We start from the raw sequence: 13936 nt of genomic DNA on the forward strand, positions 1-13936 counted from the left end.
TGAGATTGAATAATTTATAATGGTTAATCGTGTTGTTATCTAGTGAATATTTTTGATGTTTTATGGAGTTACATCTACTTTTGTCCCCCTAGAAACTTCTGGACCGCCAATAATAGTTTCAAGTTGTTTTTTAGAAAGAGATTTAAGACTTTTTATTTTTATCGTTTTTTCTAAGCTTGTTGTTTTTACTTCCTTGTTTTTCATAATTAGGCTATGATTTTTGATTAATATTAAGGAACATTAGTCTTAGTTCCTCTAGAGGTTTCTGGTCCGCCAATAATAGTTTCTAGTTCCTTTTTAGGAATGGGTTTAAGGTTTTTTAGTCTTGTATTTTTTTCTGTATTTAGATCTTTGGTTGTGTTGTTTTTCATAATAGTTTATTTAAATTAATCTTTGGTTGTAGAATTTGATTAGTGACCTACTCCAGTTACAGTTCCTCTAGAAGTTTCTGGTCCTCCCACAATAGTTTCAAGTTGACTTTTAGAAAGAGGTTTAAGGTCTTTTAGTTTGGCAATGTTTTTGGTTTCTATAGCTTTATTTTTCATAGTTGATTAGTTGAATTTAATGCTAGACTTGTTGCTTGTTAATAATTTGACTATTCTCCAACACCTGTCGTTGTACCTCTAGAAGTTTCTGGTCCTCCCACAATAGTTTCTAGTTGATTTTTAGAAAGAGATTTAAGGTTTTTTATTCTTGTTGCTTTTTCTGTGTTTGGGACTTTGATAATTTTGTTTGTCATAATAATAGTTTGTTTTGATTATGAAATTCTATCCTTTAGCTACTCCAGTTACAGTTCCTCTAGAAGTTTCAGGCCCGCCAATAATAATTTCAAGTTGGTTTTTAGAAAGGGATTTTAGGTCTTTTAGTTTTGTAATGTTTTTAGTTTCTATTACTTTATTTTTCATGGTTAGTGGATTAAATTTTAATATTGGGTTTGTTACTTCTAAACATTTTTGATATGCTAGCTATGGGGTTACTTCAGTTTTAGTCCCTCTAGAAGTTTCGGGCCCTCCCACAATAGTTTCTAGTTGTTTTTTTGAAAGAGATTTTAGCTTTTTTAGTTTTCTTGCTTTTTCTAAGTTTACCGTTTTTATTTCTTGATTTTTCATGTTTTTTTGGTTAAATTAAATCTAGTAATTGGATTAGTTTCGCACTGGAACATTATATGTTTATTAAGTTCCAACTTTTACCTCAGTTCCTCTAGAGGTTTCTGGTCCGCCAACAATAGTTTCAAGTTGATTTTTAGAAAGAGGTTTTAGGTTTTTTAATCTGCTAGCTTTCTCTAAGCTTTTATTTTTTAGATTTTTCATAATTTTATTAAAATGTTAAGGTTTTACATTTACTTCAGTTCCTCTGGAAGTTTCCGGTCCGCCAACAATAGTTTCAAGTTGATTTTTAGAAAGAGGTTTAAGATCTTTTAATTTCGTGATTTTTTTATTTTCTCTTGATTTGGTTTTCATGATTGTTGTTTAGTTAAATTTTAATATTGAAGTTGTTAATTATTGATGCCTCTACTGTTTTCCAACACCAGTTTCAGTTCCTCTAGAAGTTTCTGGTCCGCCAACAATAATTTCAAGTTGATTTTTGGAAAGAGATTTAAGGTTTTTTAGCATTTCAGTTTTTTCTGTTTTTTTGATAGTTGTGTTTTGGCTCGTCATGTTTTTTGGGTTAAATTAAATGATTAAGGAGGGGAGTAAATAAAATTAAATATTCACTATAGTTCTATATCAGAATAAGTTTTCTGTTCGATAGTTTTAAGTTGATTCTTAGAAATTGGTTTAGGGATATCTTACTCCAGTTTCAGTTCCTCTGGAAGTTTCCGGTCCGCCAACAATAGTTTCAAGTTGATTTTTAGAAAGAGGTTTTAGGTTTTCAGCTTTTTTTGGTGCTGTAGTTTTTATGGATTTATTTTTCATGGTATTTTATTTTTTGGATTAAATAAAAATAAACAAAAAAATAAGACAGTAGAAAAATTGGTAGGAAAAATTAGGACAAAATAAATTCATTAATTTGTCTAATAGATTATTACAGAAAATTAGTGGAATTACCTACTGATACCTTTTTTAAAACTATAAAATAAACGCTCCGCCAGAGTTTTATTTTCTGTAATAATTTCGGCAGATGCTGTCATACCATTTCTAAAAATAATATTGGTATTGTTTGTTGTTTTTTGACCATTCGGTAGAGTAACAATGGCATAAAAACTCTTGTTTTCAGGAGTTGGTATTTGAGCAATTGATTTTATTTGACCTTCGGCTGCGCCAAATTCTTCAAACGGATATCCTTGAAATTTTATAAGTACAGTTTGTCCGGTTTTTATTTTTCCAAAATTATCCTGTGGAATTTTAATTTCGCCCAAATATTTGTTTTTGTGGTCAGCAACATATAGTACAATGCTGTTTGCTTTAAGATTTTGCTTTGCCTGCAATGAATTTGTAAAGTTTACAACACCTTGACTTGGTGTTGTTAGTATATATTTGTTTTTCCACAAGGCGATAACACTTCTTAAGGTATTTAGAGATTGTTTAAATGTTTCTTTTTGTTCTAAGGCAAGTTTGTCCAGATCCAAGAGTTCTTTTTCTTTGGATCTGATTAGCATTGTATTGTTTATTAAGAAGGTTTCTGTGTTTTTTATAGGTATTTTCTTTGCTAATAATTTACTTTCTTCCTTGTTTAATTCGGCTGGAGCTATTATATTTTGTTTGTACAAAGATTGGTTCATTTTGAACTCTTTTTCTTGTAGGGCTACATCCTGATTTAGAATTGTTTTTTGATTTTTTAAATTTTGACTTAAATGAATTAATTCCTGAATGTCATTTTTTAAGAAATTTTGCTTTTGTTGGTAATACCCATCACTAAATAAAGCCAATGTTTGTACATAAATTTTTTGAAAGTCCTGATAAGCAAGTTGTACATCACCAAGATTTTGATAATTTTTTAAATGCCAATGTTTCAATTTTGTCAAATCTTTTTGATTGCCAATAGAAACCAATTGATCTAATTCTTTATCAAGGCTCAAAACCTCTTCGTGTTTTGCCGTGCTCTCTACATAACCTAGAGTTTGCCCTTTTTTTACGACTTGATTATCGGTTACAAATAAACTTTCCAATCGTCCGTTTACTTTTGCAATGACAGGTTTTGGTACTTGTACAGAAATCAGTTTAAAATCAGTACGAACAATAGAAGGGTATTCTATAAACCAGGTAATGCTAAATAAGATGAATAAAACAAAGCAAAGAATTATTGTTCCCCATCGTATCAATTGACTCGGAATTTGTTCTAAATAATCTCTTACGGCTTCGCTACTTGAATCTGTTTCTGATGTATTTGGCATATCTGATTTATTTATTATTCACCAAGTTCTAGTTGGTTTTTTACTAATGTAAAATAGTATCCTTTTTTTGCGACTAATTCAGTGTGTGTGCCTTGTTCTACTACTTCGCCTTTGTCGAGTACAATGATTTGATCCGCATTTTTTACGGTGCTTAAACGGTGCGCTACTACAATAACAGTTTTGTTGTTTTCTGTAGCTGAGTGACCTTTGAAAAATTCATTGAGGTTCTTCATAATTACCGTTTCATTGTTTGCATCTAATGCCGAAGTTGCTTCGTCAAAGAAGATGTATTCCGGATTTTTGTAAACAGCTCTGGCAATAAGAATACGTTGCTTTTGGCCACCGCTTATTCCAATACCGCTAGACCCAATTTTGGTTAAATAACTATTAGGCAATCCTTCAATAAATTCGGTTATATTAGCAGTTTGCGATGCGATTCTTAACTTTTTTTGGTCAATTAGCCCATTTATATCAGATTCACTGATATTTCTGGAAATAGTATCTGCAAAAATAAATCCGTCTTGCATAACAGCACCACAATTTGATCTCCAGGAATTGAAACCTAAATTTTTAAGATTAGTTGGGCCTACAAAAACCTGACCACTGGTAGGATCGTTAAATTTTAGCAGTAATTTTAATAATGTTGTTTTACCGCTTCCGCTTGCACCAACAATCGCAGTTACTTTTCCTTCGGGAATGGTAATGTTAATGTTCTTTAAAACCATTTCTGAGGCGGAACTACCATATCTAAAATTTAAGTTTTCGATTTTAATGGTTTTGTTCTCAGGGAGTTCATTAATAAAGCCTCCGTCAAGAGGTTCTTCATTAGGTTTATTGTGAATTTCGGAAAGACGAAGTAAACTTAATTTAGCATCCTGATAGCTTCTTATAAAACCTAAAAAATTATTGATAGGAACATTCATTTGGCCAATAATGTACTGTACAGAAAGCATTGTTCCCAAAGTCATTTCTCCGTTTATAACTGCCTTGGCAGCGATAAAACTTATGAAAATATTTTTTATCTGATCTATGAATCGGCCACCTTCATTCTGACTTTGATTTAATGATAAGTTTTTAATGTTTAGTTTAAATAATGTTGCTTGTAGCGCTTCCCAATCCCAACGGCGACGTTTTTCGGAACCATTAAGCTTGATTTCCTGCATTCCGTTTACTAACTGAATAGTTGTGTTTTGGTAGTTTGCTTGTTGATCAAAATAACGGAAATCCAATTCAGCGCGTTTTTTCATAAACAGCATAATCCAGGTCATATACAAAGCTGAACCTATTACAAATACTAAAAACAAATACATATTAAAATAGGCTAGTATACTGCTAAATACAAGGAGTGTAAGCGTAGAAAAAAGCACATCAAGTGTTGTTGTAGATAAAAATTCCTGAATTCTATAATTATCTTTAAGTCTTTGTAAAATATCTCCGGTTGCCCTACTATCAAAATAGACAATAGGAAGATTCATTAATTTAATAATAAAATCAGAGAGCATTCTTAAATTCATTCTGCTTGTAACATGCAGAATAATCCAATTCCGGAAAATACTCAACGCAGATTGAGATATAAACAGTACAACCTGAGCAATTAATATAAGATATATAAAGTTGAGGTTACGAGTGTTGATACCGGTATCTACAATTTGTTGGGTCAGAAAAGGAAATATTAATTGTATAATTGTACCAAAAAATAGCCCTAAAAATACCTGCGCAATATATTTTCTGTGTGGTCTGATATATTGATTTAAAAAACCAATTAAATTAGTTTTTTTGGTAACATGCTCTTCATTTTCGTAAAAAAGGGGAGTAGGTTCTAGAACTAATGCAATGCCTTCAGAATCATCTTGTGGTTTTTTGGTAGCAAGCCAACCTTCTAAGAAATCTTTTTTAGAATATGTTATTAATCCAAAATTTGCAGGATCTCCCACAATTACTTTGTCTTTTTTTATTTCGTATACTACAGCATAATGCCGTTGACGCCAATGAACAACGCATGGTAACGGGATGTCTTCAGATAAGGATTCATAGGTAATTTGAAGCCCCATGGTTGCAAAGCCAATTTTTTCAGAAGCATCAACTAGTCCTGCCATTGAAGTACCTTGTCCGGATATAAATGATATTTCTCTTAAGTACGCCAGATCGATATTCTTAGCATAGTATTTGCAAATCATTTTAATGCATGTAGGACCACAATCCATAAAATCATATTGATGATAATGGGGGTATTTTTTTCTCATTCTTTTATTTCAAATTGATGCATTTTTGATTTACTGGTACTAAAATACAAGCTACTATTTGTAGATTAGAGTATAATCATTTCCTGATTTTTAATATATAAAAGTAATTTTATTTTGAAAACAATCACCCTATGCAGAAGGATTTTTAAACAATTGTTTTTGGAAAACTCAAAATCATTTTTGTTCCTTTATTGAGTTCACTTTCTATAGCTAAAGTTCCGCTATTTTTCTTGATCATTTGTTTGCATAATTGTAAACCTAAACCAGTTCCTATAATTTCGGAGTTATCTTTCTTAGATAACAATTCGCCTTCTGAAAGCAATTCCTGAATAGTACTTTCTTTCATTCCTATTCCTGAATCTTGAATGATGAGTTTACAGAAATCAGTATTGGTGTCTTCGGAGTAAAAGCGGATTTTTCCGTTTTCGTTAGAAAATTTAATAGCATTGTCTAATAGATTTCGAAGTACAATTTTTAACGAATCAAGATCTACGAAAATAAAGATGTTTTTTGAAACCGAATTTTCAAAAGTAATGGTTTTATCAAGAAGTAAAGGTTTGTAATTATACTCAATTTGTTGAACAACAGAGTGTAAATGCACTGATTCTTTATGAAAATACAATTGCTTGGTTTGCAACATTGCCCAATGCAATAAATTGTCGAGTAAGCTGTAAGCGCCATTGGCAATAGTGCTATTTTGTATAATGAGTTGGTTTAATTCATCGTAATTTTTAGTTTCAAGAGTTGCAGATAATTTAGCGTTACTTGTTTTGAGTGCGTTTACAGAAGATCTTAGATCATGACTTACAATCGAGAACAATTGATCTTTAGTTGCGTTGAGTTCATCGAGTTTATTTTTTTGGAGTAATATAATTTTGGCATTTTTTACTTTTTGAGCATAAAAATAAACACCGGTGGTTAGAAGTAATAATAAACCAATTGCAGCAAAAAAGAAAGCGTTACGCTCTGCATTTTTCAGTTTGTTTTGGACTTCAAGTACTTTGATTTGTTTTTGTTTTTGAGCTACAGCAAATTTCTTCTCATAATCAGCAACTGCCCAAATTTTGTTTTGATTGTTTACCGAATCTTTCCATTGCTCTGATTCTTTTCGATATTCTAAAGCTTTTTTAAAATCACTTCTGTTTTCTTCTACAACAGCCATGTTAAATGCTGCGTCTTTTTTTAAGTTGAAGTCTTTTACACTTTTAGATAAGGTATAGGCTTTTTGAAAATAGTATATTGCTTGTGCGTCTTTATATTGTTGATAATAAAGACCAGCAAGATTTATATTGGATCGAATTACATTTTTTGTAGCTCGTTTAGGATTTAAAAGAGCATCTTTTTTAAAATATGATTCTGCTTTAGAAAATTGATTTAAGTGTAAATAACATATTCCAATATTTGTGTATAAATCGGCTATTTCTTCTTCATCTTTATGATTCAGTATCTCTTTTTCAGCCTTTAAAAAATAAACAATTGCTTTTTCGAATTTTTTTTCAAAATGAAATAAATGTCCAATATTATTATTGACTAAATAATAATATTCGAAAGATTTATTTATTAAGTTGAATTCAACTAGTGCTTGTTTGTGTAGATCTTTCTTTTTTAACGAATAACCCCTGAAATAATGACAATAGTTTTTTGTTTCTAAATCAGAACTAGAATTCAATTGTTTCATTGCGTATACCAATGTTGAATCCCATTCTTTTTTTAGAAAAAAATATTGTGCTTTGTTAAAGTTGAGTTCACTTTTGCCTGCTTTTGCTTTTTTTTGGATGGCAATCTCAAAATAATTTAATTTTTTTTCTGGTTGTGATAAGACTATTAAAGGTAAAAAAAGAAGAATAAAAAGGAAGTAATGTATTTTTTGAATCATTATTGGTATTTTGAAAAATTACTAGATCTAATAATAAGTATTGATGATTAATGAATTATAATTTCTGTGAAATATTTATTACAAAACGATAATCATCAATACAAAATGGTGGAAATCTATAAATTTAGCGTAGCACCTGTTTTGGATTAACCTCCTGAACTTGTCCTTGTGCCTCTAGATAGTGTTGGTTCCTCGTTACCCTCTACAGGACCTATATCTCGTAAATAAGATATTACTGTTTTAATGTCTCCAACAGTTTCAGAAGTATAATCTACCTCTACATACCAAACATCATAAGTTTCAGGTGTTTCCTCATCCCAATCGTAATCAAAATAAATTTTTAGTTTTTTTCCTTTTTCTTTTGTTTTTATTACGTCCGGTTTTTTTGAATTTTTAGAATTGATGTATAGAGTAGCACAAATTTTTAATGTTTGTTGTCCATTATTGTTATAAGAATTTACCGAAGCTAAAGGTGCAACGGGGAATTCAATATCAGTTTTGTCTTCAAATAAAAAATCTGGACCATTAATTTTTGTAATTTGAATAATGTTCAATGCCATAATAGGGTTTTTAGGGTTAATATCTTTATTTTTGGTAGGCTAAAGGTATTTTTTTTCTTTGAATAAATTATGAAATACCTTTAGTTTTTCTTCATTAACGCTAAATTTATTGACTATTTGTTAAATTCGATCCTAATTGGGTTCGTTTTGTTGTTTAAATGCTTTAAAAAACAAATCACTTTTATTCCACACTAATCGTTTTAGAAAGATAAACAGGTTGTCCTTTTTCTGTAAAACCTTCTAAGACAACTTCAAAGCTTCCTTTTACGTCAGAAGTATAAAAAGAAATATTATCTTCTTTTTGATCTAATGCTACATTTGGTTTCCACAATAATTGATATCTATAATCTGGTATTCGTTGCAAATTGTTTCCAACAGCATAATCAGGACTATAGTATGTTTTTTTTGCAGAAGGTCTCAATATGGTAGGTTTATAGAGGTAATTGTCTTTTTGCAAACTAGTAAAATTACCGTCTACAGTAACAAAACTTACGATACCATTAAAAACTTTAGGACCTACATAATAGGGACCAGTTATGATACTGATACTATAAATATTTGCCATATTAAAGTTGAAAAGTTCGTTTATATTTTGCAACATATAACCATCAACTATTACTAATGGCAATTCAGGTAATTGTGTATGAAGATTATAATCATTTACATGCAAAGAATAATCGCCGCCGCTTTGTCTGTAATATAGTTCAGTTGCTATTTCCGTAATTGTTTCCTTTAGGGAAGGGAATCTTGTAAAATCCTTAAGAATATATTTTTTGGCAATAGGATAGTAAAACGGATCTATATTTTCCGGTTTAATTATACTGTCTATTTTATCTGTATAATAAGCGTTTTCAATTTGGCTTGCAACTGACCTTTCTAGTAAAGCGTCTTCAATTTCGCTTGTTAAATTAAAATTAGATTGAAATGCTAGTTTTGGATAATCCGGTTCACTTGCTTTATCAAGTTCTATAGTATAGTTATCTTTTTGCTCGCCTACAATTTGTAAAACTATTTCGTTGTTATAATAAGGTTTGTCCAAATTGAAAATAAAACGACCGGCTTCATTTGTTTTTACAGCTTTAAAGGCAAACGATTTCCCAGGAATAGACAATGCTATAATTATATTTTGTAGACTATTGTTTGTTGAACTTTTGGAAATTATTTTACCGGAAATCATTTCTCCACGAAGTTCAGGAAGAATTATTGCATTTTTATTTTGCAAATTAGACTCAATTTCAGCCGAAACTTTAGAAAACTCACTTGCCGTTAACTGATTTGTTGTTGGCAAATTGTCTTTCTTTCGAACAGATAATGAATAACTTCCTTTTTCAGGAGATAAAGCAGAAGACTCAATTCCTAATGTAACTTTCTCACGATTAGAGAAAACATCTTTGTTTGATTTTATCTTGAAGTTTTTATCCGATGCATTTTCTTCAGTTTTAGATGTAGAAGTTACTGCAGGACTTGTTGGATTTGTTTTTTCTGAAACTGCTTTATTTTCTACGGAATTAGATTCACTGATTTGATATGGATTTATAATCTTAATATCAATTTGGAACATCTTAGAAACAGAAGTATTTAACATCCAATTGGTATACCCAATAAGTTTGTAACTTCCTGTTTTAATGGTTGTAGGAATGAAATAATCGCCTTCTCCAGTACTGTTTTTTAAGTACAGTTTGTTTTTAAACATGCTTTTCCCACTACCGTCTACAAGCTCAACATAAGCTACTTTGCTTAGAGTACTTGGTGTTTTATCGGTATTTTTTAAGCTATAAACTTTATACAATAGTTTCTCTCCTGTAACAAATGTTGTTGCATTTGCATGGATAAATACACTTTCATCTACAGAAGTGTTTTGTTGTGCTATAATCGGGTTTACATTGATAATCAATATCAATAATAAAATGTATTTTATTCTTTCCAAAATGAAGGTATTATGTTAGACGAAAAAGAAGTACAGTCTCCGCATGGTGTTTCAACCATAATTATCGTTGAGCCCTCATCAGCGTCACCAGCGTAGTATAATAGTCCACCGCCTTGAAGACCTGAAATCACGGTATATCCGTCACATGCTGGCGTGGAATTAAGTGCAAAACAGAAGTTAAGTTTCATAGGTTCGCATGCATTAATATAAGCAGGATTATTTGTGGGAGGAAAAAAGTCTGTATAGTTAAAAAAGATTCTTTTAGAAGATACTGTTGCAATATCAAAATAGCCCATAACCTTTTCATCTACATTGCTAATACATCTTATGTTACCCGAAAATACACCAGGCTGTTTTGGAGATAATACACTAGAAGAGCTCGATATCTCTTTCATAGTTTTATGAAAAGTATAAGCTGCTTTGTTTTCTACATATTGTCTTACCAAGATACTGTATCTTTGGGCAATTTTATAATCATTTTCTTTTATAAATCGTACAGGAAAATTAACACGATCTTCTGTTAGATTGTTTGTGCTGGTTACAATTATATCGGTTGATTTTTGTGTCGAATAACAGATTTTTTTGGCGGGATCATTATCATCGTCAATTCTTATACTTTTGGGACCAGTTACCGTTGCTCTGTCATTAGTCCATTTAGGCGCTACAAGTTTATAAGTTTCTTCATATTCGTATCTGTAATAATTAGAAGTTCTATTTGGATCATAGCTGTTTGCATTTAATTGCACTCCAGTCTCGTTTTTACTATTTACTACCACACTTGCAGTAACATCAGTAATAGGAGTTACCGTTGGTAAAGTTTCAGAAGATGATCTATAAACTTTACCATCTTTTGTTTTTACTTCTAAAGTATATTGTCTGTTTGCAACAACTTCAAATTCTGATTCTGAAACATAAACGCCAGATTTCTCCGTGAAAAGATATTCGTTGTTAAGATTGTCTTTTACAACCACATTTGCGCCAGTTTCTACAGCGACATCTGTATCTTCAAATCGAGAAGTTTTGGTGATCTTTATTTCTTGTTTTTTAAGTTCATTCGTCAAAGTTGCTTCTATAACTATAGCTTCTTCATAAGTATCAGTTTGTAAGTTATAGCTTTCTGAACAACTACTAATGAAAAAACTTAGCAGAAAGAAAAGAATAATTTTATTTGAATGTTTGATTATATCGGTTTTAAAATGCATTTCGTTAAAATTTAAAATTATAAGTTATACTAGGCACCGGAATAGAAAAAATAGACGTTTTATATGCTTTTACTTGTCCTTTTTCGGTAACAAAATAAATAGAGTAAGGATTACTTCTGCCTAAGACATTATATACAGATACGTTCCAGAAACTATGTGCCAGTTTTTTTATTTTATGATTTCCTTCGATGTTAAGCCCGATATCTAAACGAATATAATCCGGAATTCGATATTTATTTCTGTCACTGTACAAAGTGTATTCAGCATTTCCGTAATGGTATGTTCCTATAGGATATGTAATTGGTCGACCTGTTTGGTATAAAAAGTTAGTTGATAAACTATAACGCTTTGTAAATTTATAATTTAAAACCGCACTTAAATCATGAGGTTTGTCAAAATTTGCAGCAAAATATTTACCGTTGTTTACTATTTCTGAGTCAAATTTACTGTCAAGTTTTATCAGTGTTCTGGAATACGTGTATCCAATCCATCCGTTTAATTTTCCAATTGATTTTTTAATTAAAAACTCAACGCCATATGCTTTTCCTTCTCCTTGCAAAAGCTGCGTTTCTACTTTGTCATTCAGGATTAATTCTGCGCCAACTTTATAATCTAATATATTTTGTGATCTTTTGTAATAACCTTCCAGACTAAGTTCGATTTCATTATCATGTAAATTTTTGTATAAACCTAACGAATATTGTTGTCCGCTTTGAGGTTTTACATTCGTATTCGATAATGTCCATGTATCTGTAGGAGATTGTGTTACATTGTTCGAAAGCAAGTGAATATATTGTCTTGTCTGATCAAAACTTGCTTTTATAGAAAAATCGTCAGTAAAGAAATAACGCGCGGCAATACGAGGTTCAAAACCGCCATATGTTTTTATAACTTCATTGTTTCCGTAGTGTTTCGTTTCGATATAAGAGGCGTCATCAAGAGGTAATCCGTCTTGATAAATTCGTTGATTGGCTTCTCCTAAAGCAGCATAAAAAGAATAGCGTAATCCTATATCGATTAATAATTTGCTGTTTAATTTAAAATTATCAGCTATGAAAATCGCAGATTCAAGACCTTTTTCTTTTGGAATGTCAATTGGAACTATAGGCGAATCAGGGTTTTTAGGATGCTGAAAACCTGGACTAACATTGTATAACTTACTCGAAACACCATAGTTTATGCTGTGTTTCTCACTATACAAATAGTTAAGTTTCGCCATAAGTTGCGTTTCATTTATTTTGTATCCAAAGTCAAAAGAATTATTACTATTATTAGAGTCGTAATCAATGTTGAATTTGTATTCACTATTAGTGAAAAGCAAAGCTCCTTTATTTTTTTTATTAAAAGTATGATCCCATTTTGCAGAAGCAAGACGGTTACTATATTTATATAATGAATCAGAACTAATACTGAAACGGTCGTGGCTGTAATACAACGTTGCTTCAACTGAATTGTTTTTGTTAATAGTATTGTTGTATTTCATGATTCCGTCATAGAATCCAGCTTCACTATTTTTTAAATCTTCATTGTCTAATGATTTTAAAATCCAGTCAGAATAAGTGGCTCTTAATCCAACAATAATGCTCGATTTATTCTTTTGAATAGGTAATCCGACAGTGATATTTGAGGTTATTGGACCTACAGCACCTTCACCTGAAATCTTTTCTGCATTACCGTTTTTAGTGCTTATATCAAAAACAGAAGATAAACGACCACCAAAATCAGCAGGAATACTACCTTTATAAATATCAGCTTTCTTGGCAGTATAAGGATTTATTGCAGAGAAAAAACCTAAGAAATGCTGCGGATTATAAAGTACAGCATTGTCCAGAAGAACTAAGTTTTGATCTTCTTTTCCTCCACGAACATTAAATCCGGCAGAACCTTCTCCAGTAGTTTTTATCCCCGGAAAAGTAGTTGCAACTTTAAGAATATCGCGTTCTCCTAATATTAAAGGTACCGTCTTTGACGCTTCGATATCAATAGACACAAGTCCTGAAATAACGGTTTCTACAGTTTTTGGCCTTTTGCTTCTTATGATTACTTCATCCAATAAGTTGGTGTCTTCCTGAATTTCAAGATCAAGCGGACCATCATTATAAACCATTATTGTTTGTACAAGTTTTTTGAAACTAAGCGATTTAATTTCAATCACATTAATTCCTGGAGGAACCTGTAGAATATAATGTCCGTCCTGATCACTTACGGCGCTTATGTTTTTATTACGGACCTTCATATAGATATTAGGCTCAGGTTTGTTTGTCGAACCATTTCTAATATATCCGGTAATAGTGCTGTTTTTCTTATCAGTAATATCTGTTTCTTTACCAATAAAAGTTATAGCCAGATTCTTTTTAGAACCAGTACTATTTTGTAAAGAATCATATTGTTGGTAAAATATCGGGTTTTGAATTATTCTGCCCGCTTGATTAGGGTTATTGTTATTTGATTTAGGAAAATAATTAGCAGGTAATTTACTGTGAATACTGCTGTTGTTGGTTAAAATTACTTTCGATTTAAGAATAAGATAGTTTAAGTTAGTATTGCTGAATACTTTGTTTAATACATCATCAATAGAAACATTTTTATAGCTTCCCGTATATAAGTTTTTATTTGAGTTAATCCATTCAGCATCAAAATAAAAACGATAAGATGATGAAGCTTCAATAGTTTGAATTACGGTCATCAAATTAGCATCTTTAAATTCAAGAGATACTTTATCATTTGTATCTTGTGCAAGTAAGAATTGATTGAAAATTAAAGTAAGTAGAATAAGTACAATTTTTCTCATAAG

The 13936-nt window shown here is 30.9% G+C and carries 17 protein-coding genes; all 17 read right to left on the reverse strand.

All coding sequences use genetic code 11. From position 1 onward, the window contains the following. Positions 1-60: 60 nt before the first annotated feature. A complete protein-coding gene (locus WN975_RS21705; RefSeq protein WP_337968311.1) occupies positions 61-204 on the reverse strand; it encodes a bacteriocin in 144 nt (47 codons plus the stop codon). 26 nt (positions 205-230) lie between these two features. Further along, entirely contained in the window at positions 231-371 is a 141-nt protein-coding gene (locus WN975_RS21710; RefSeq protein ID WP_337968312.1) for a bacteriocin, read from the reverse strand. Between the two features lie 39 nt (positions 372-410). Further along, positions 411-545: a hypothetical protein gene (locus WN975_RS21715; protein WP_337968313.1), complete on the reverse strand. Its 135-nt coding sequence runs from the start codon at positions 543-545 to the stop codon at positions 411-413. A 50-nt stretch (positions 546-595) separates the two neighbouring features. Then, positions 596-739 carry a hypothetical protein gene (locus WN975_RS21720; RefSeq protein ID WP_337968314.1) on the reverse strand — a complete coding sequence of 48 codons (144 nt, stop codon included), beginning with the start codon at positions 737-739 and terminating at the stop codon, positions 596-598. A 28-nt stretch (positions 740-767) separates the two neighbouring features. Next, positions 768-905, reverse strand: a complete 138-nt coding sequence (locus WN975_RS21725; RefSeq protein ID WP_337968315.1) for a hypothetical protein — start codon at positions 903-905, stop codon at positions 768-770. A 60-nt stretch (positions 906-965) separates the two neighbouring features. Next, positions 966-1109, reverse strand: a complete 144-nt coding sequence (locus WN975_RS21730; protein WP_337968316.1) for a hypothetical protein — start codon at positions 1107-1109, stop codon at positions 966-968. 63 nt (positions 1110-1172) lie between these two features. Further along, a complete protein-coding gene (locus tag WN975_RS21735; protein ID WP_337968317.1) occupies positions 1173-1310 on the reverse strand; it encodes a bacteriocin in 138 nt (45 codons plus the stop codon). A gap of 15 nt (positions 1311-1325) precedes the next feature. Continuing rightward, a complete protein-coding gene (locus tag WN975_RS21740) occupies positions 1326-1460 on the reverse strand; it encodes a bacteriocin (protein ID WP_337968318.1) in 135 nt (44 codons plus the stop codon). A 51-nt stretch (positions 1461-1511) separates the two neighbouring features. Beyond that, entirely contained in the window at positions 1512-1658 is a 147-nt protein-coding gene (locus tag WN975_RS21745; protein ID WP_337968319.1) for a hypothetical protein, read from the reverse strand. Between the two features lie 120 nt (positions 1659-1778). Beyond that, positions 1779-1916: a bacteriocin gene (locus tag WN975_RS21750; protein WP_337968320.1), complete on the reverse strand. Its 138-nt coding sequence runs from the start codon at positions 1914-1916 to the stop codon at positions 1779-1781. A 128-nt stretch (positions 1917-2044) separates the two neighbouring features. Next, complete coding sequence (locus WN975_RS21755) at positions 2045-3334, reverse strand: HlyD family efflux transporter periplasmic adaptor subunit (RefSeq protein ID WP_337968321.1); 1290 nt, start codon at positions 3332-3334, stop codon at positions 2045-2047. Between the two features lie 14 nt (positions 3335-3348). Then, entirely contained in the window at positions 3349-5577 is a 2229-nt protein-coding gene (locus WN975_RS21760; protein ID WP_337968322.1) for a peptidase domain-containing ABC transporter, read from the reverse strand. Between the two features lie 145 nt (positions 5578-5722). Next, positions 5723-7453, reverse strand: coding sequence for an ATP-binding protein (locus tag WN975_RS21765; RefSeq protein ID WP_337968323.1), 1731 nt, complete (start codon positions 7451-7453; stop codon positions 5723-5725). Between the two features lie 146 nt (positions 7454-7599). Continuing rightward, positions 7600-8013, reverse strand: a complete 414-nt coding sequence (locus tag WN975_RS21770) for a hypothetical protein (protein ID WP_337968324.1) — start codon at positions 8011-8013, stop codon at positions 7600-7602. Positions 8014-8194: 181 nt separating this feature from the next. Next, positions 8195-9940, reverse strand: a complete 1746-nt coding sequence (locus tag WN975_RS21775) for a hypothetical protein (protein ID WP_337968325.1) — start codon at positions 9938-9940, stop codon at positions 8195-8197. Then, positions 9928-11142, reverse strand: a complete 1215-nt coding sequence (locus WN975_RS21780) for a DUF4249 domain-containing protein (RefSeq protein WP_337968326.1) — start codon at positions 11140-11142, stop codon at positions 9928-9930. Before WN975_RS21780 ends, WN975_RS21775 begins: the two co-directional genes overlap by 13 nt. 4 nt (positions 11143-11146) lie before the next feature. Then, complete coding sequence (locus WN975_RS21785; protein ID WP_337968327.1) at positions 11147-13933, reverse strand: TonB-dependent receptor; 2787 nt, start codon at positions 13931-13933, stop codon at positions 11147-11149. Between the last annotated feature and the right edge of the window lie 3 nt (positions 13934-13936).

Origin of the sequence: uncultured Flavobacterium sp. (assembly GCF_951805225.1) — a bacterium.
Lineage (GTDB): Bacteria > Bacteroidota > Bacteroidia > Flavobacteriales > Flavobacteriaceae > Flavobacterium.